Annotated in this window: 19 protein-coding genes and 1 pseudogene; 8 read left to right on the plus strand and 12 right to left on the minus strand. The window is 35.4% G+C overall.

Features of this window, described 5'->3' with window-relative positions:
- Positions 1-210: 210 nt before the first annotated feature.
- Positions 211-714: a GNAT family N-acetyltransferase gene (locus NSQ08_RS12435; protein WP_002065767.1), complete on the minus strand. Its 504-nt coding sequence runs from the start codon at positions 712-714 to the stop codon at positions 211-213.
- Between the two features lie 105 nt (positions 715-819).
- On the opposite strand from NSQ08_RS12435, the gene NSQ08_RS12440 reads away from it, so the two are divergent.
- Entirely contained in the window at positions 820-1461 is a 642-nt protein-coding gene (locus tag NSQ08_RS12440) for an HD domain-containing protein (protein ID WP_002189871.1), read from the plus strand.
- Between the two features lies 1 nt (position 1462).
- Positions 1463-1735, plus strand: a complete 273-nt coding sequence (locus NSQ08_RS12445; RefSeq protein WP_002012986.1) for a hypothetical protein — start codon at positions 1463-1465, stop codon at positions 1733-1735.
- Positions 1736-1789: 54 nt separating this feature from the next.
- Here the strand turns inward: NSQ08_RS12445 and NSQ08_RS12450 are convergent, their stop codons facing one another.
- The 7 genes from NSQ08_RS12450 to NSQ08_RS12480 all read right to left on the minus strand — a co-directional run bounded on the left by NSQ08_RS12450 (position 1790) and on the right by NSQ08_RS12480 (position 9473).
- Positions 1790-2155 (minus strand): carboxymuconolactone decarboxylase family protein, encoded by a 366-nt coding sequence (locus tag NSQ08_RS12450; RefSeq protein ID WP_002085063.1) that lies wholly within the window; start codon positions 2153-2155, stop codon positions 1790-1792.
- 125 nt (positions 2156-2280) lie between these two features.
- Positions 2281-3771, minus strand: coding sequence for an alanine/glycine:cation symporter family protein (locus NSQ08_RS12455; protein ID WP_002189873.1), 1491 nt, complete (start codon positions 3769-3771; stop codon positions 2281-2283).
- 132 nt (positions 3772-3903) lie between these two features.
- The gene (locus NSQ08_RS12460; RefSeq protein ID WP_340775223.1) at positions 3904-5388 is read right to left on the minus strand and encodes an aldehyde dehydrogenase family protein; all 1485 of its coding nucleotides are present in this window, start codon (positions 5386-5388) and stop codon (positions 3904-3906) included.
- Positions 5389-5406: 18 nt separating this feature from the next.
- Positions 5407-6303, minus strand: a complete 897-nt coding sequence (dapA, locus tag NSQ08_RS12465) for a 4-hydroxy-tetrahydrodipicolinate synthase (RefSeq protein WP_340775226.1) — start codon at positions 6301-6303, stop codon at positions 5407-5409.
- Positions 6304-6325: 22 nt separating this feature from the next.
- A complete protein-coding gene (locus tag NSQ08_RS12470; RefSeq protein ID WP_340775229.1) occupies positions 6326-7267 on the minus strand; it encodes a proline racemase family protein in 942 nt (313 codons plus the stop codon).
- Positions 7264-8301: a proline racemase family protein gene (locus NSQ08_RS12475; RefSeq protein ID WP_256485526.1), complete on the minus strand. Its 1038-nt coding sequence runs from the start codon at positions 8299-8301 to the stop codon at positions 7264-7266. The genes NSQ08_RS12470 and NSQ08_RS12475 overlap by 4 nt, the downstream gene beginning before the upstream one ends.
- Complete coding sequence (locus tag NSQ08_RS12480; protein WP_340775234.1) at positions 8298-9473, minus strand: NAD(P)/FAD-dependent oxidoreductase; 1176 nt, start codon at positions 9471-9473, stop codon at positions 8298-8300. The genes NSQ08_RS12475 and NSQ08_RS12480 overlap by 4 nt, the downstream gene beginning before the upstream one ends.
- A 181-nt stretch (positions 9474-9654) precedes the next feature.
- Between NSQ08_RS12480 and NSQ08_RS12485 the strand changes: the two genes are divergently transcribed.
- The 4 genes from NSQ08_RS12485 (at position 9655) to NSQ08_RS12500 (ending at position 13232) form a co-directional block, all read left to right on the plus strand.
- Positions 9655-11316 (plus strand): sigma-54 interaction domain-containing protein, encoded by a 1662-nt coding sequence (locus tag NSQ08_RS12485; protein WP_340775236.1) that lies wholly within the window; start codon positions 9655-9657, stop codon positions 11314-11316.
- 73 nt (positions 11317-11389) lie between these two features.
- On the plus strand, positions 11390-11662 hold the full coding sequence (locus tag NSQ08_RS12490) for a (2Fe-2S)-binding protein (RefSeq protein ID WP_002012972.1): 273 nt from the start codon (positions 11390-11392) through the stop codon (positions 11660-11662).
- The gene (locus NSQ08_RS12495; RefSeq protein ID WP_340775241.1) at positions 11659-11991 is read left to right on the plus strand and encodes a (2Fe-2S)-binding protein; all 333 of its coding nucleotides are present in this window, start codon (positions 11659-11661) and stop codon (positions 11989-11991) included. Before NSQ08_RS12490 ends, NSQ08_RS12495 begins: the two co-directional genes overlap by 4 nt.
- A complete protein-coding gene (locus tag NSQ08_RS12500) occupies positions 11988-13232 on the plus strand; it encodes an NAD(P)/FAD-dependent oxidoreductase (RefSeq protein ID WP_340775244.1) in 1245 nt (414 codons plus the stop codon). The genes NSQ08_RS12495 and NSQ08_RS12500 overlap by 4 nt, the downstream gene beginning before the upstream one ends.
- A 69-nt stretch (positions 13233-13301) precedes the next feature.
- Here the strand turns inward: NSQ08_RS12500 and NSQ08_RS12505 are convergent, their stop codons facing one another.
- The 3 genes from NSQ08_RS12505 to NSQ08_RS12515 form a co-directional block, all read right to left on the minus strand.
- On the minus strand, positions 13302-14024 hold the full coding sequence (locus tag NSQ08_RS12505) for a hypothetical protein (protein ID WP_002142100.1): 723 nt from the start codon (positions 14022-14024) through the stop codon (positions 13302-13304).
- Between the two features lie 156 nt (positions 14025-14180).
- Complete coding sequence (locus tag NSQ08_RS12510; protein WP_000447767.1) at positions 14181-14489, minus strand: YxcD family protein; 309 nt, start codon at positions 14487-14489, stop codon at positions 14181-14183.
- Positions 14477-14926 (minus strand): hypothetical protein, encoded by a 450-nt coding sequence (locus NSQ08_RS12515; protein ID WP_002032604.1) that lies wholly within the window; start codon positions 14924-14926, stop codon positions 14477-14479. Before NSQ08_RS12515 ends, NSQ08_RS12510 begins: the two co-directional genes overlap by 13 nt.
- A 257-nt stretch (positions 14927-15183) precedes the next feature.
- Between NSQ08_RS12515 and NSQ08_RS12520 the strand changes: the two genes are divergently transcribed.
- Positions 15184-15948: a DUF1836 domain-containing protein gene (locus NSQ08_RS12520; RefSeq protein ID WP_002032602.1), complete on the plus strand. Its 765-nt coding sequence runs from the start codon at positions 15184-15186 to the stop codon at positions 15946-15948.
- A gap of 345 nt (positions 15949-16293) precedes the next feature.
- Positions 16294-16899: a DedA family protein gene (locus NSQ08_RS12525; RefSeq protein ID WP_002032601.1), complete on the plus strand. Its 606-nt coding sequence runs from the start codon at positions 16294-16296 to the stop codon at positions 16897-16899.
- 25 nt (positions 16900-16924) lie between these two features.
- On the opposite strand, the pseudogene NSQ08_RS12530 reads toward NSQ08_RS12525, so the two are convergent.
- Positions 16925-17426: pseudogene (locus tag NSQ08_RS12530) on the minus strand (DinB family protein).
- Positions 17427-17572 lie beyond the last annotated feature (146 nt).

A 17572-nucleotide genomic window follows, 5' to 3' on the forward strand; every position in this document is an offset into this window, starting at 1 on the left:
AGACTTCAAAATTCCTATTTAAATAATACCTCTTATAAACCTATTAAAACCTTATACAAATTGGCCCTCAAATTGAACATTCAATATGAAGTTAATGAATGAAAAGAAAACCCCTATTATACAGGGGTTTATCAATCTTTTTATAAATCAATACTCAGACCTAATAACAACTTCGTGGTTTGAAAATATCCCTCTTTTTAAATAAAAATACTAAATCATTTTATAATAAATAACCGTTGCATCTAACTCACCATTCGGAGAAATTGCATATTCAGGTATTTTTCCAACTTCTTGATAGTCTAATGATTTATACAATCTATTGGAAGGGTCTCCTTCTCTCGTATCTAGTACTAAAAGAGACCGTTTTTCTTGTTTTGCTCGCTCCTCTGCTTTTTGCATGAGTAAACGTCCAATACCATTACGTCTAAAGTTTGGATGAGTCATTAACTTGCAAATTTCAGCTCTATGTATCCCATTAGGCTTTGTAACTAAATGTAATTGAATACTCCCTGCCACTTCATTGTTTATTTTAGCAACATACAATATCACTTCTGGTGCTAATACAGTTTGCCAATAATTTGTTGCTTCTTTTTGTTCCAGTGGAGGTAAAAAACCAATTGACGCCTCATCATTTACTACAGTTTTCAACAGTTCAGAAAGCTCTTCAATGTCTTCATCAAGTCGTTTAATTTCTTCTATTACTATACTTCGCATTCCTTTTCCCCCTTTTGTTTCATTGTAACAATTTTTAAAGCAGGAATAATGAAATACTAAGATGAAATTATTAAATATATGATTTTTTAGAGAAAGGATACCTATATGAAGTATATATTAGATAGGAAATATGCAAGAAAATTACTCCAGTGGGCATATGAGCAAAACCCAGGTCCGTGGTTCGATCATTCACGTAATGTTGCCCTTGCAACTGAAAAGATAGTTGTTGAACTTATTAATAATGGGTACGACCTAGATGCTGATATAGCATACAACGCTGCCCTCCTGCATGACATAGGAAGATATAAAGGTTTTACTAAATCTGTTATTCATTCCTATGATGGTTATATGTATATGAATGATTTAGGGTATACAGGAAACGCCATTATATGTGTGACGCATTCATTTCCTTGCAAAAATGAGCATTTAGATATCGCGGCAGAGTGGAGCATTGTTCCTGATTATATGGAAAGCCGATTAATTGAAATATTGAATGAAAACAGTGACTACGACTTATACAATAAGGTGATTACCCTTTGTGACGCACTTGCTGATGCGGAAGGCTTTACTACTCTTGAAAAAAGATTGGTTTCAGTTGGTTTACGTCATGGCACAACCTCTCATACTTCTTTCCATTGGAAGGGATTCTATGCAATTAAGAAAGAATTAGAATCTTTAATTGGTAAGAGCATATACACACTTCTCCCTAATATAGAGACATCGATTTATAAAAATATAGAATATTAAAATGGGATTTGACTTGATAGAACATAAAGGTAACTTTGATTTTGGATATGAAGATATTGCGGGTATATCTCGGAAATGTAAATTTTCTAATTGTTCGCATACAAATGAACCACACTGTGCAGTAAAAAAAGCTATCTCTGACGGCATACTTTCTGAAGAAATATTTAATAGTTTTTATAGAGATTTAAACGAGGCACACTATGTTTCTAAACAGAGTAATAAAACAAAAGCTATCGACTATATGAAACAATTGAAACTCTTTCAAAAAAATTAGACTAAACTAGAAAGTCCCCCTTAAAAGAATATTTTAAGGAGGGCTTTTTCTTGTTTAATGACTTTGATGTTTCAATTCCACCAGACATTCTTGTACTAAGGTTACTGCCTGACTCATTGCAGCTCCCCCAGCAAACGCGGCTGAAACACCACAAGCTTCTAAAATTTCTTTATCAGAACATCCTTGGTCAATACAGCCCTTCGTATGATAAATCGTACAATATTCGTCTTGTGTTGCTAAACTAATCCCTAATGCAATGAGCTGCTTTTCTCTTTTAGTTAATGTACCCTCCTGAAAACATGCTTGTGTAAAAGCGTTATATGTTTCTGCAATTTCAGGGATTTGTTGCGTAAAATTCCCTATACCTTCTTTATAATCAAGTAATACATCATTTATAGAGCCATATTGTTGATTTTCCATCGTATATCCTCCATTCATTTTATTCACACTTACTTTAGTATGAGATAAAATGAAGGACATATACAAATATTTACTTTAAAAAATAGAATGAATTTTCAGTTTATTTTACTTTTAAATTTGCACATCTACAGTTTCAGCCCATTATCTACTGACACTTTTTCTTTAGAATTTTTCCTTTCAACCTCTTTATTTCTTTCTTCCCAAAATGTTAAACCTTCAATTCCCACATTTTTAGGATCAAACACTGGATCTTTCCCTTCTTTTTTCTGCGTTTCATAGTCTTTTAACACTTTTAATGCCGTTTTACTTAATAATAGAATCGCGATTAAGTTTAACCATGCCATACTACCGATTCCTAAATCTCCAAGGTTCCATAATAGCGACGCTGATTCTACGCTACCGATGTAAACCATAATTAAAAACCCAATTTTCAAAACTGGTTTTAACCAGCTATATTTGAGGTCACGATCTAAATAAGTGAGTGTCGTTTCAGCGATATAGTAGTACGCGAGTAAAGTTGTAAATGCAAAAAAGAAGATTGCGATTGAAATAAATAATGGACCAAATCCTGTCATAACAGTTTCAACTGCTTGTTGTGTATAGATTGGACCTGCATCTACATTTCCCATATTCTTTACAATAGCACTTTTCCCTTCAGGTATTACATTATACATACCTGTTATTAATATCATAAGAGCTGTCGCTGTACATACTACAATTGTATCAATATATACAGAAAACGCTTGAACTAGCCCTTGTTTTGCAGGATGAGATACTTCAGCAGCAGCGGAGCTATATGTCGCTTCCCCAACACCAGCGACGTTTGAAAATACAGCACGCTTTACTCCCCATGCAATAGCTGCGCCGACGATGCCGCCAAACATTTCATTTACACCAAAAGCACTTGAGAAAATTAAAGCAAACATACTTGGAATTTCCGTTACATTCGCAATTAATACGATACATGTAACAATTACATAACCAATTGCCATAAATGGAACTAGCATTTGAGAAACGCCCGCAATTCTCTTTACGCCACCAAAAATGATAGCTGCTAATAATACGACTAACAATATACCAGTTATATATTTGCTAATACCATTAGAATTTTCAAATCCAACTGCGATACTACTCGATTGAATACCTGGTAATAAAACGCCATATGATAGTGTTACAACGACCGCTACAATGACCGCAAACCATTTCATTTTCAAGCCTTTCTCAATGAAATATGGCGTACCACCACGGTATTCATTGCCTACTTTACTTTTATATACTTGTGCTAATGTTGATTCAATAAATGCACTAGCTGCTCCTAATAATGCCATCACCCACATCCAAAATACAGCTCCAGGTCCGCCGAAAGCGATAGCTGTCGCTACTCCTGCGATATTACCAATTCCAACCCTACCTGATAACGCCAAACAAAATGCTTGAAAGGATGATATCCCAGTCTCCGAGCTCTTCCCTTCAAATAATAGTTTAATCATCTCCTTAAAATAGCGAATTTGTAAAAAACGAGTTGCAATTGTGAAATACACTCCTGCTCCTAATGCGAAAACAACTAAACCAATACTCCAAACTTGCCCTACTAACCATTCTACTAACTGCTCCATCCAAATCCCCCTTATAATTCTTTTGAAAAAGCAATTTTATATATAAGAAAACGGACAACTATTATTAAACCTTCCAGTTGTCCGCATCTCTCATTATTTCATCCCTCTATTTATTAACAGTTAGACTCTCTATTACTTTATATTTACCCAAACACTTTTCACTTCTGTATAGTTATCAAGGGCGTATGAACCTAATTCACGTCCGATACCAGATTGCTTATATCCACCAAATGGTGCAGCTGCATTTTCTAAGTTATAATCATTAATCCACACTGTTCCTGCCTTTAATTTATTGGCAACTTGATGTCCGGTTTTAATATTTTGTGTCCATACGCCCGCAGCAAGCCCGTAAGACGAGCGATTTGCTCTTTCAATTACTTCTTCTGTCGAATCGAACGGGAGTACAACGACAACTGGTCCGAAAATTTCTTCCTTAACGATTGTCATATCGTCTGTAACATTTGTGAATACTGTTGGCTGTACAAAATAACCTTTTTCAAATGCACGTTTACCACCAGCTGCAACAGTAGCACCTTCAGCTCTTCCTTGTTCAATGTAATTTAGCACACGCTCTTGTTGTTTTTTAGATACGAGCGGTCCCATTTCAGTTTCCGCCTCCATACCTGCCCCTAGCTTCACGTCATTCGCCATTTTTACAAGTTCATTTACGACTGTTTCATAATGTTTTCGGTGGACAAACACGCGAGAGCCTGCACTACAATTTTGACCATGATTATACATAATACCTTGGAACGCACCGTTAATCGCTTCTTCTAAGTCAGCATCTTCTAAAATGATGTTTGGTGACTTACCACCAAGTTCTAACGTTACATGTTTAATTGTTTCTGCAGATTGACGCATAATATATTTCCCTGTAACTGTTGAACCTGTGAAAGCTACTTTATCAATATCATGATGGTTTACAATTGCCGATCCTGCTTCAGGACCGAAACCTGGTACAAAGTTTACGACACCGTTTGGAAAACCAGCTTCTTTAAAAAGCTTCGCTGTATATAGTAAAGATAAAGGTGTTTGCTCTGCTGGTTTTAATACAATCGTACAACCCGTCGCAAGAGCGGCTCCCATTTTCCAAGAAGACATAACGAGCGGAAAATTCCACGGGATAATTTGACCTACAACGCCAACCGGTTCATGGCGTGTGTAATTTAAATAATCTTTTGAAATTGGAATGGTTTGCCCAATAATTTTTGTAGCCCATCCCGCGTAATAGCGGTAATTTTCTACAGTCGCTGAAATATCATCATCAAGTGCTACTTGATATGGTTTTCCATTATCTAAAGCTTCCAGCTGTGCTAATTCTTCTCTATGCTCTTCAATTAAATCTGCTAATTTATAAATAAGGTGTGCTCTTTCAGCAGTAGTCATCTCTGCCCACGGGCCTGATTCAAAAGCAAATCTTGCCGCTTTTACTGCGACATCAATATCTTCTTCTTGCGCTTCACATACGACTGCTAGAACATCTTCTGTCGCTGGATTGTATGTTTCAAATGTCTTCCCACTTATTGAAGAAACAAATTCACCATTAATGAACATTTTAATTCCTTCATTTAAAAACGCTTTCACTTTTGGTTTCAGCTCAATGTTTGTCGTTAACATATATACTCTCCTCCTTATTTAAACAGCTGCATGAGCCGCAATTTCTGATAAAATCGTTTGAAGCTTTTGATCTTCTTCTTCAGTTAATCCTAATCTCGGATAACGTGAAGGTCCTCCGACTTGCCCATGTAATTCCATTGAACGTTTAACGATTTGCACATACTTTCCTGATCCTTCAAGAAACTCACAAAGAGGTAAAATAGCACCGTTCATTTCCCACGCTTTTTCTAATTCACCATTTTGAAAATGCTCATACATTTTCGTAACGAGTCCTGGAACGATATTTCCGGCTACTGAAACCCATCCCGATGCACCAACTAAATAAGATTCCATAACTAAATCTTCAGATCCGCAGAAGACTTGGAAAGCACCTTCACCTTGTCTTACTAAATCTCTCGCTTTTCGAATATCTCCGCTAGATTCTTTAATATGTGTAACATTTTCACACTCTTTTCCAATACGGAGCATTAACTCTGTGCTCATATCAACACCAGAAGTAAATGGGTTATTGTATAGCATAATTGGTATATTTACAGCGTTTGAGATTTCTTTAAAATGAAAATAAATCTCCTCTTCCTTCGGTTTACAATAGTAAGAGTTTATAATTAATGCGCAATCCGCTCCGTGTGCTTCTGCATGTTTCGTATATTCAATCGTTTCTTTCGTCGTCTCTGCAGCAGTTCCAACAATGACAGGAATACGGCCATCAACTTCTTTTAATACTGTTTCTACCATGTTAAATCGTTCTTCTTTTGATAAACTAACAAATTCCCCTGTACTTCCATTAATAATAATTCCAGCTACCTTTTGCTCAATAAAGTAGTTTACGTTTTGTTTTACGCCTTTCCAATCAATCTCTTGAAATTCATCCATCGGTGTTATTAATACTGGAAATGCCCCTTTAATTTTTTGCATCTTTATCTCTCCCTTTAACATATTATTTTAATAAGAAACCTGTTGGAAACGGATCAGTAGGATCTAATATAAATGTTTGCATACCTGTAATAAACCCTCTACTTTCAAATCGAAAAATGTATCCGAGTTCTTCTTTCTTCACTTTTTCTACTGTTATAAAGCTATTAAAAATACTTTCATTTCTAAAAGGTTTATCCGCTATATAATCATTTTTAAATAATGTATGAACATAAGACACAATAGTAGAAACAAAACCTGGTGAACGTACTATAAAGTTATCTTCATGAAATGTAATCGACTTTATATGGTTCTTTTCTTTTTGCATAGAATCTACTAAAATAAGTCTTTTTATTAATGACTGTTTTTGTATAGCTTGAAGTGTAGCTTCACCCCATTTTTTTAATTTAGAGATGTTTTCAATACTGATTTCTGGCGAATACGTATCCTTTTCTACAACTGCATATACTTTATCTGCCTGTATGAGAGAGTAACTTATATTACCAACCTTTAAATTTTTCTCAATCATATAACATAGTTTGCTTTCAAACGAAACAGATACAACTTCATCATTCTCTACATATGCATTCACTGAAAATATGCCAGATAGCGTTTCGATTTTGTATTGATTAGACTCTCTCTTTTTTAAATACCCGCTTTCTAGTAACATCGTTATTACTGCGACAATGCCTCCGTAATGAAGAGGAATGGATCCTTCATGATTAAAAAACAATACAGCTGCATCCACTTCATTATGAATAGAAGGAACGACAATAGATCCATTTAAACCGATAAAACCACGTGGTTCATTTAATAAAAGCTTCATTTCTTCTGCTAATTCACCTGAAAATTGTTCGTTTAATTGCTCCAAACTGTAGTAGTATTTACATGGTACGTCTTTCATTACACGAAATGCCTCGCCATTTACGTGTACGTCTACTGCTGTATACATTTTTTGAATGTTCATTTTACATCCTCCGTTTCATGTTCCATCGGCGGAATTAGCAAAAAGCCTTCTTTAAGTGGATCCTTTTCATTGTAAAAAAATCTATGCATACCCATAAGCCAAGCTGATCCCGTAATTTTCGTTACTACAGCTTCAATATTTTCTACATATGTTGTATTCATAACACACCCTTTAAATAAAGAACCTACAATACTCTCATGAACAAATTCTTCATCGATATCAATTTTTTTATGAGCATATAATACAGCTAACTTCGCTGATGTTCCTGTGCCGCATGGAGATCGATCAATTCCTCCTGGCGGAACAACAACTGTATTTTTCACATGCGCACTTACATGAGTAGGATCTGTATAAAATTCAACATGTGTTAATCCTCTTATAAACGAATACTGCGGATGAATGATTTCAAACTTCTCATTAATTGTATTTCTAATATGAATAGCCTTATCAATGATTGTAGATGCGTTTTCTGGTACTAACTCTAAACCTACTGACTTCGCATCGATAATGGCATAAAAATTCCCTCCATACGCAATATCAGCCTCTACAGTTCCAATTTCTTCGACGTGTACAGAAATATTTTTCAGTAAAAAAGCTGGTATGTTACAGAAGGAGACTTCTTTCGCTTTCCCATCTTGAACAGAAATATCTACTTCAACTAAGCCAGCTGGTGTATCTAGCTTTAAAGAAGTAACCGGTTCAATTACTGGAATTAAACCTGATTCAACTAAAGCTGTACATACACCGATTGTATCGTGGCCACACATCGGCAAATATCCACCTGTCTCTATGTATATAACACCTATATCAGCTTCAGGATGACATGGATCTGTTAATAATGCCCCTGACATTACATCATGACCACGAGGTTCATTCATTAACAATTTCCGAATCCAGTCATACTCTCTTTTCATATGTAACATCTTCTCTGCCATCGTCTCTCCAATTAACTTAGGAAGTCCGCTAATTAATGTCCTCGTTGGATTCCCGCCGGTATGTGTATCAATCGTCGTAAAGACTCTTTGTGACCTCATCCGTTTAACACCCTTTCTGTAAAACGACTCAAACGAAGTGGTTCAATAGGAATGATTGTTTCTTTTTCATTTAATAACTCTTCAATCACTTTCCCAGTAACTGCCGCAAGACTAATTCCATCACCTTCATGTCCTGCTGCTATAAAGTAGTTCGGAATATGTTCCACTCGTGAAATTATCGGCAAATGATCTTCTGTCCACGGGCGTAATCCAGCATATGAACGAATCACCATCATATCTGCCATTTTCGGATAAAAACGAATTGCTCTATTCGCAATACATTTAATAACCTCGTTATTTATCTTCGTATGAAAACCTACAAACTCTCTACTACTACCAATTAAAAAATTTTGGCTTTCTGTCGGTTCAAATACAAGTGCCACCCCATACTTTTCAGTTAAAGCATCCACTTTTCGTTTTCCACCAAATTTAGAAATTAAATAACCAAATTCCATTACTTTACGGCAGCCAACGTGTTGTTGCCTTGAAGCTACAATAATATGTCCCTTTCTCGGTTCAATTGGGATATTCACATCTAACATCTGTCCGATTTTAGGAGCCCACACACCGGCTGCGTTCACAACTTGCTTCGCAGTAAACGTTCCATTTGTTGTTTCTACAATAAAGGAACCGTCTATATCTCTTTTCACTTCTTTAACTTCTGTATGATTAAAAGCTTTTGTACCAAATTTCTTCGATTCTGCAAGAAGTGAAAAAGCAAGAAGATATGGATTTACAGTTGAATCCGTTGCACATTCTAAACCGCCTAATAAATCATCTGCAAAAAATGGTGATTCTTCTTTTATATCTTGCCTATCAAGCATTCGAAATGGTAAACCAACCTCTTTTTGACGATTTACCCATTGCTGCGCTGCCTCCATCTCTTCGTCTAATTCACAAACGAGAATGCTTCCTGGCGCTCTATATTCAAATGAGTGCTCCAATTCTTCACTTAATTCAGTTACTAAATTTTGACTTACTAACGACATTTGACTATCAAACCCTGGGTCTTTATCAATAGCCAAAATATTCCCGTCACACCGTGAAGACGTCCCACTGACAAATTCCCCTTTTTCAATGATTGTTACGTCTCTTCCGAATTTTGATGTGTAATAAGCGATAGAACATCCTATAATTCCACCGCCTATTATTAAAACGTCACAGTGCCTCACATAGCACTCCTCCTTTCTCCTAAATCTCTCACTTTCTATTTATGCAATTGGTGTGCCAACTCTACACACATAAATATTTATATAAAATAAATTTATTTGTAAAAATATTTTAAATTTATCGTAAATAGGTGTATTATTTCTTTATCACTGTCTAAATTTTTATACATACCAGGAGGACACTATGACATTTTCATTTCCAACAATAAAAGAGTTTATAAAAATTTTATCAATTGATCGTACAAGCACCATTCAGCACATGAAACAGGAAGGTGAAAATTTTTATTACCTTCCTTCATCTACTGAAGAATGTAGTTGCGCAGTTATTTATGAAGAGGACTCTTTCACTACGTTAATCGAAGCTTTTTCTAACAATTCGGCAGTTGTAATTGTGAACGAAAATCTAGATCCTATATGCTGTGTAACTGCTCAACAAATGATTCCATTTCTTTATAAGTCTTACAATGATCTGCTAGCTTTTTATAACACTGTCATTCAAACGACTGATTCTTCTGTTACCGTCATTGATGAGAAAGAATGCGTTCGTACGTGGACAGATGGCGCTGAAAAAATCTTTTCAGTCAAATATAACGAAATTATCGGGCAACCGATTACACGTTTTTTTGATTATAAAGATTTAGAAATTTTACAATCATTACATGACGGAAAAAGCATAATCGCCCAGTTCCATCAGCCTCGTCCGGATTTGTTCGTATTAATTAATTCAAATCCAGTTTATTGTAACAATGAAATTATAGGAGCAGTCGTTTCTGAAACTGATGTTACAAATCAAGTCGCTTTGAATGAAAAACTATTTAATATGTCGCATGAAATGCACCGATTAGAACAAGAAGTAGCAAAATATAAAGATACATCCGATCCTTTCCTTGCGATGAATGGAAAAAGCCCTGTTATACAACGAACGATTCAATTAGCTAGAAAGGTTTGTTCAGTAAAATCCACGGTTTTAATACTCGGCGAAAGCGGAGTTGGAAAAGAAGTGTTTGCGAAAGCAATTCATGAAGCAAGTGAGACAGCGAATGCCCCGTTTATTTCAATTAACTGCGGTGCAATTCCTGAAGCGTTATTTGAAAGTGAATTATTTGGTTACGAGCGCGGGGCGTTTTCTGGTGCAAATAGTAAAGGGAAGAAAGGGAAAATAGAGCTCGCGCAAGGCGGTACTTTATTCCTTGATGAGATTGGAGAAATGCCTCTCGATATGCAAGTGAAACTTTTGCGTGTACTGCAAGAACGAAAGTATTACCGAGTTGGTGGAGAAAAAGAAATTAATATCGATTTCCGCATTATCGCTGCTACAAACCGTGATTTACAAGAAGAAATGAGAAAAGGAACTTTCCGAGAAGATTTATACTATCGCTTAAATGTAGTTAGCTTGCTTATTCCACCGCTGCGCGAAAGACGAGAGGATATTATCGAATTGACGTACTCCTTTTTAAACGATTTTTCAATAAACTATAACAGGCCTATTCGAGACTTACCTTCAAATATTATGCATGAACTACTTCATTACAATTGGCCTGGTAATATTCGCGAGCTCCGAAACGTAGTTGAAAGACTCGTCGTATTTGCGACAGACGGCATTATTAAACAAGAATATTTACCATTTCATACAAATGAAACTTTAGACAATCATACAGCTCAATCCCTATTACTCAGCAACAATAATACGATTCTTTCTTTACAAGAAGAAATGGATGAGCACGAGAAAAAGGTAATTGAAAGAGCTTTACGCATTTTAGATGGTAATAAATTAGAATGTGCGAAACAACTTGGCGTAACAAGAGCCACTTTATATAATCGTTTAAAAAGACTGGGGTTACAATAATCCCTCTCCTCCTCTATATTGGCATAGTTTTTGCATAATAATTTGTGTAAACCGAACTAGAGGAGGAATACATATGACGAATAAAGAGAACTTAATTGTTTGTCGTTGTGAAGAAGTTACATACGGACAACTTCAATCGACAATTGCTGAATATAATTGCTCAGCTCGTGAGCTAAAACTAAGAACACGTGCTGGTATGGGTTTTTGCGGCGGTAGAACATGTAGAATGACGATAGAACGAATGGTAGAAAATGCGAATCCTAACATATCCCAAAATGAAATTCCATTAAAATATCAACCGCCAGTGCGTGCTGTTACTTTTGGAGCGGTAGGTGACAATCAATGAGTAGAATTACACATCACCCTATTTTAGATAGTTTAAATAATAATCAGCACATCACTTTTCAATTTAACGGTCAACAATACGAAGCATATGAACATGAAACGATAGCGGCCGCTCTACTTGCAAACGGAATAAGAACGTTAAGAGTGCATGAAGATAGCGGAACTCCGCGAGGTATTTATTGTAATATCGGGCATTGTTCAGAATGCCGCGTGACTGTAAACAATCAAACAAATGTACGAGCTTGCTTAACTGTAGTTGAAAACGATATGGTTGTTGACAGCGGAAAACAGCATCCAAATATCGTGAGAGAGATGGTGAAAAAGCGATGATCAATGTAATTATTATTGGTGCAGGACCAGCAGGATTATCAGCTTCCATCTCTTGTGCACGTTTTGGACTTAACGTACTTGTTATTGATGAATTTATGAAGCCGGGCGGGAGATTGTTAGGACAGTTGCATCAAGAGCCTACTGGGGAATGGTGGAACGGAATAGAAGAATCAAAGCGCCTTCATGAAGAAGCAAAATCCCTTTCAGTCGATATTCGGTGCGGTGTTTCCGTATATAACTTAGATGAAGATGAGAGGTCTTGGTTCGTGCATACAAATATCGGGACGCTAGAAGCACCGTTCGTACTAATTGCTACTGGGGCTGCTGAGTATTCCATTCCCCTTCCTGGATGGACACTTCCAGGAGTTATGTCAATTGGAGCAGCTCAAGTTATGACAAATGTTCACCGCGTTCAAGTTGGTAAAAAAGGAATCATTATCGGTGCTAATATTTTGTCATTCGCCATTTTAAACGAATTGCAATTAGCTGGAATCACAGTGGATCATATTGTACTCCCTGAAAAAAGCGAATTAAGCCAAAAGGCCGGTGAACCAGAAGAAGTTTTAAACTCACTCTTAAATGCGGCTCACCTCGCCCCATCTCCCTTCCTACGTATAGGTAGCCGTTTTATGAAATATGATTGGATTCGAAAAGCTGGATTAACATTTTATCCAAATAGCGGCATGAAAATAAACGGGACGCCGCTTCATCTTCGTAAAGCTGCACTTGAGATTATCGGAGCGGAACAAGTTGAAGGTGTTCGTGTTGCTAACATTGATTCTAAAGGAAATATTATTAATGGATCAGAAAAGATATATGAGGCTGACTTCGTTTGTATAGCCGGAGGTTTATATCCGCTTGCTGAGCTTGCCGCTGTAGCAGGATGCCCTTTCCATTACATTCCAGAATTAGGCGGACATGTTCCACTTCATTCAGAAGAAATGGAAACCCCTCTTCCAGGTTTATTTGTAGCTGGAAATATTACCGGAATTGAAAGCGGAAAAATCGCGATGGCACAAGGTACTGTCGCTGGATATTCAATCGTGAAGCAAGCAATTCAAACATCCAATTCGGTTGAACAACACTTGCAACAAGCAATTCAAAATGTCCACACTGTGCGTCAACAAGCTGCGATTCAGTTTAATCCGATGGTTGATGTTGGTAGACGGAAGATGAATGAACTTTGGCGTGATTTTCATTCTAAAAAGGATACTTCATATAAGCAACAAGAAATTATTTAATATACTTATACTACACTTTTTATAACAAAAAGCTCCCCTTATCAACAACAATAAGAGGAGCTTTTCAAATTATTTCACTTCAATTGTCCAATCACCATCTGCTTGAATAGTGAATATATGTATACCGTTTTCTTTTACAGGCATTTTTTTCGTTGTATCAGCTGCACCAATTTCATTAAATACTATACTATCATTTAATTCAACAATAAAATTACTTTCACCGTTCATATGTACACCATGTAACTCTTTCAAGCCTTTTTCAAGTTTTACAAAAACAGCATCAGATCCATGGCCACTAATTGTTCCCGGAGTTGTTATTACTTTATCCATTGAAATAGACTGTGACATATTAACTTTCCAATGACCATCCGCTGTAGGATTAATGAAATATTTACCGCTCTTTTTTATGAGAACTAACCTTTTTTCTTTTCCATTACCAATAAAATTTGAAAGTGAACCAGCGTCATTACCTTGTTCGTCTTTCAACTCAAGAATCGCATTACTTTCTCCTGTATGTTCTACCTCAGCAATGACAAATCCAGATTTCAATTCAAAAAAGTCAGAAGAATTCTCACCATCACCTTCTAATGACACATTATGATCTTGAGATAATCTCTCCACTGTACTTTTTTCTGTTATTTCTTTAGCTTTCGGACTAGTAGTTCCAGTTTGTTGTTCCACATTATTATCTTTCTTTTCGTTCGCTTGTACATCTTTCGTTTGTTCTGTTGAATTGCAAGCAGTTAAAGATAAACAAACCGTAGCTAATGCTACTAATAATTTATTTTTCATTATATCCTCCTATTAACATAAAATATTCTTGATTATAATAACATGTTTTTACCAATTCATTAGTTTATTAATAATTGGATTTTATCCCAAAAGAGGAAACATACTAACAATATTAATCCAAATAAAAAACTGTTAGAGCATACAGCTCTAACAGTTTTATTGTTCATTATTATTAAATTTCGCTAATGCGTAGATGCCTTCTTCATCATCTAATTCAAGTTGCAATCTTGCTGCAAATGAATTGACGTTGTATTCTCGATCAAGCAACAAGCGTAGTGCTTCGATTAAGTTTGCTTGAATTAAAATTTGCTGGCGACCATTTACCTCTACTTCTGCAGAGAAACCGTAGTCATCATCATACATTAGTTCAACTGAAACTTCTTCTGGACCAACTTGTCTTTTTTCAGCGATATATACGCAAAGCGCATTTATAAGTTCTTGTTCAGAAATTTTTATTGTTTCCATGCTACTTCATCTGCCTTTTTCTTACGTTGATCTTTGAAGTATTTAAATGCACGAACTGCTAACATTACGATACCAGCCATTACTAACATATTTACCATAAACGCTAATACAGAACCAAGTGCTCCCATATTTGCAAATAAGCTACCCATTAGTAAACCACCAAGACCACCTAGTAATAAGCCTTTCATAAAGCCACCTTTATTACTTTTTGGCGCTGTGTTTGTTGCTTTTGTTTTTGAATCAGTTGTCGTTTTTTGTGAATTCACATTAGAATCTTTTTTGTTTAAATCAACTTTTGACTTTTGACCTGAACTTGGTGTATATGATTTTTTACCAGATTTGTAACTTTTCGCTGCCGCATGATCTACGAACATAAAGCTACTAGCCCCAAAGATAACCATGAATGCTGTCATTACTGCTACAAGTTTTTTCAACATATTATATCCATTCTCCTTTTATATAGATATATGTGAAATCTACCTTTCTAGTAAATTCAGAATGATAGATTTGTTTTAAAACCATTTTAAAGGTTCTTATGAACTTATTATATGAACTTTTGTCGAAATATGCAAGCATTATTTACTTACGACAATTTCATGACATAGGAAAAATTAAGCAAAACGGAATTGACTTTAAATGAAACAAAACATATTATAAGTTCATAAGAACTTTTTATAATTTTGGAGGTGAAAAGATGGAAACATTTCATCTCACACGAAACGAAATGGCAACGCTCCTTCTATCACTAAGAGGATGGAATACGAAGAAGCCTCTCGGCATTTTACAAGAAGCTTGGGCAAAGTCACATAAAAAAGATATTGAAAGCGGACAAAGCGTTACTGCTTTTATTACAACCGCACTTTCACCTATTTTTGAAAAATTGATTAAGATTGACGATACAGATGTCGGTTTTTCTTTAAATGAAATAGTTGCGCTTGGCAATCAGATTGAAAACACGAGTTTCTCTGTAACTGCTATGCAAAACTGGGTGAAACGAGATATAAAAGAAATGATTGGCTCCCCTCAAAAAGGGAAAAAATACTCAATCGAACAAGCAGCATTACTATTCATTGTCGAAGATTTAAAAACAGCGCTTGATTTTGAATCTATTCGTAAGCTATTACGTCTTATCGTAAATGACCCAGCCGATCGAAGTGATGACTTAATCAATCCTGTTCATTTGTACGGAGCATACTCTTCTCTATTTGAAGAACTCAATCAAGGGAATTGCTTACAATTAAATGCAACAGACACAATCCATACAATTGAAAATATCGTGAAAGAAAGAGCTGATAAAATAGCAAGTAAGTTCGATCAAATTAATAACGAACAACGCGAAGCAATTCGTAACGCCATTATTATCGCCACCCTTTCTGTACATACCGCATATGTACAAATGTTAGCGAAACGTTACGTAACAGCAACTTTATTTTTACAAAATTTAGAAGTGAAACCGTAAAAAATAGGAGCAGATTTGCTCCTGTTTTTTTATATCAATATATCTTTTGTACTATTAAGCTCACATGAAATTCGAAATTGCCCTTCATGAACTTTTTCGGAGACTAAAAAAATTTTATGTAGACACCTTTATTCTCACTAATATATGAGAAATTTTTAATAATCTTTTCATTATCTCTTCATGAAAACATGGCTTATATCCTTTACTATAATACTTATGAGAGACATAAAAGAATTGAAATGGCAATCCCCTATATGAATAAGGTATAATCTACATATAGTGAACCTTTTATGTTATTAAATAAAGGGGCTTATATTCAAAATTTATAAATTAGAAGGTGCAACAATGTTAAGTAGTTTTATTCATTCAGTATTAACATTTTTTGAGGGATTAGGTTATTGGGGCATAATGCTTGGACTTATGATTGAAATTATTCCAAGTGAGATTGTCCTTGCTTATGCGGGATACTTAGTATTCAATGGTAGTATCTCATTTGTAGGCGCAGTTATATTCGGTACAATTGGTGGTGTTATTGCCCAAATCTTTGTTTACTGGATTGGTCGATATGGTGGTCGCCCTGTATTAGAACGTTACGGTAAGTATATATTCATACATAAAAAACAAATGGATGCTGCTGAAGATTGGTTTAATCGTTACGGAACTGGCGTAATTTTCACTGCACGTTTCATTCCTATCGTTCGTCATGCGATATCAATTCCTGCTGGTATTACAAAAATGCCATTACTACGTTTCACTACATTAACAGCACTTGCGATCATCCCTTGGTCTATCATTTTCATTTATTTAGGTGAGAAACTAGGTGAAAATTGGGAGAATATTAACGATATTGCTGGACCGTATGTGAAATCGTTCGCTATCGGTGGCGTTGTACTTATACTTTTATATTTCGTAATAAAAAAGTGGACAAAAAAACGTAAAAATCTTGCTTAAGATTATAATAAAAACCGCTATAAATTCATTTAGAATTATAGCGGTTTTTATTATAGGCTTGATTATGTATTAGAAATTGCATTATTTCTTCTTTATGCTTTAAGTCATGCTGAATGAGTGATGGAAAATAATTATTTAACCTCACTTTTTTTGTACCAAATTGATAGTCATTATTAAAATTACGAGCAGGAATTCGCTCAATTTGGTCTACTAATTGTTTACGAGTAAAGCTGAATTGATCTAATAGTTCTTCTTTTGAAATACCGGATCTCGCATATTTTATTGCACCATCATTCATTTCCTCAACACCTGTTGGAACATTGGGTACAGATTGTCCGCTTATAAAGTATGGAATTCTAAACTTCATTAAAAACTCATCCCAAACGATTAAATGTGAAATCACATCCGCGGTTCCCCATGAACCTTTTCTAAAAGGTTTAACCATACATCATTTTAGTTACATACTTCAACGTTTGGCACCAATCTATTAGACTTAACTTTTTTTCTAGAATACTTTCTTTCTCCATAATTCATTCCTTCCTCTTTCACACTAATAATCGATTCATATATAACTTCTAGACATTACATAAAAACCCCTCCAGTCTAAGATTTACATGGATAAGCAACAATTCCACCATAAAATACGTATAGTAACTCAAAAAGGATTGATTCC

Origin of the sequence: Bacillus sp. FSL E2-8887 (genome assembly GCF_038007205.1) — a bacterium.
Taxonomy (GTDB): domain Bacteria; phylum Bacillota; class Bacilli; order Bacillales; family Bacillaceae_G; genus Bacillus_A; species Bacillus_A mycoides.

Bases quoted from the DNA above. Each gene is read 5' to 3' on its own strand.
- NSQ08_RS12435 (WP_002065767.1), bottom strand. From the start codon at position 714: ATGCGAAGTATAGTAATAGAAGAAATTAAACGACTTGATGAAGACATT.
- NSQ08_RS12440 (WP_002189871.1), top strand. From the start codon at position 820: ATGAAGTATATATTAGATAGGAAATATGCAAGAAAATTACTCCAGTGG.
- NSQ08_RS12445 (WP_002012986.1), top strand. From the start codon at position 1,463: ATGGGATTTGACTTGATAGAACATAAAGGTAACTTTGATTTTGGATAT.
- NSQ08_RS12450 (WP_002085063.1), bottom strand. From the start codon at position 2,155: ATGGAAAATCAACAATATGGCTCTATAAATGATGTATTACTTGATTAT.
- NSQ08_RS12455 (WP_002189873.1), bottom strand. From the start codon at position 3,771: ATGGAGCAGTTAGTAGAATGGTTAGTAGGGCAAGTTTGGAGTATTGGT.
- NSQ08_RS12460 (WP_340775223.1), bottom strand. From the start codon at position 5,388: ATGTTAACGACAAACATTGAGCTGAAACCAAAAGTGAAAGCGTTTTTA.
- dapA (WP_340775226.1), bottom strand. From the start codon at position 6,303: ATGCAAAAAATTAAAGGGGCATTTCCAGTATTAATAACACCGATGGAT.
- NSQ08_RS12470 (WP_340775229.1), bottom strand. From the start codon at position 7,267: ATGAACATTCAAAAAATGTATACAGCAGTAGACGTACACGTAAATGGC.
- NSQ08_RS12475 (WP_256485526.1), bottom strand. From the start codon at position 8,301: ATGAGGTCACAAAGAGTCTTTACGACGATTGATACACATACCGGCGGG.
- NSQ08_RS12485 (WP_340775236.1), top strand. From the start codon at position 9,655: ATGACATTTTCATTTCCAACAATAAAAGAGTTTATAAAAATTTTATCA.
- NSQ08_RS12490 (WP_002012972.1), top strand. From the start codon at position 11,390: ATGACGAATAAAGAGAACTTAATTGTTTGTCGTTGTGAAGAAGTTACA.
- NSQ08_RS12495 (WP_340775241.1), top strand. From the start codon at position 11,659: ATGAGTAGAATTACACATCACCCTATTTTAGATAGTTTAAATAATAAT.
- NSQ08_RS12500 (WP_340775244.1), top strand. From the start codon at position 11,988: ATGATCAATGTAATTATTATTGGTGCAGGACCAGCAGGATTATCAGCT.
- NSQ08_RS12505 (WP_002142100.1), bottom strand. From the start codon at position 14,024: ATGAAAAATAAATTATTAGTAGCATTAGCTACGGTTTGTTTATCTTTA.
- NSQ08_RS12510 (WP_000447767.1), bottom strand. From the start codon at position 14,489: ATGGAAACAATAAAAATTTCTGAACAAGAACTTATAAATGCGCTTTGC.
- NSQ08_RS12515 (WP_002032604.1), bottom strand. From the start codon at position 14,926: ATGTTGAAAAAACTTGTAGCAGTAATGACAGCATTCATGGTTATCTTT.
- NSQ08_RS12520 (WP_002032602.1), top strand. From the start codon at position 15,184: ATGGAAACATTTCATCTCACACGAAACGAAATGGCAACGCTCCTTCTA.
- NSQ08_RS12525 (WP_002032601.1), top strand. From the start codon at position 16,294: ATGTTAAGTAGTTTTATTCATTCAGTATTAACATTTTTTGAGGGATTA.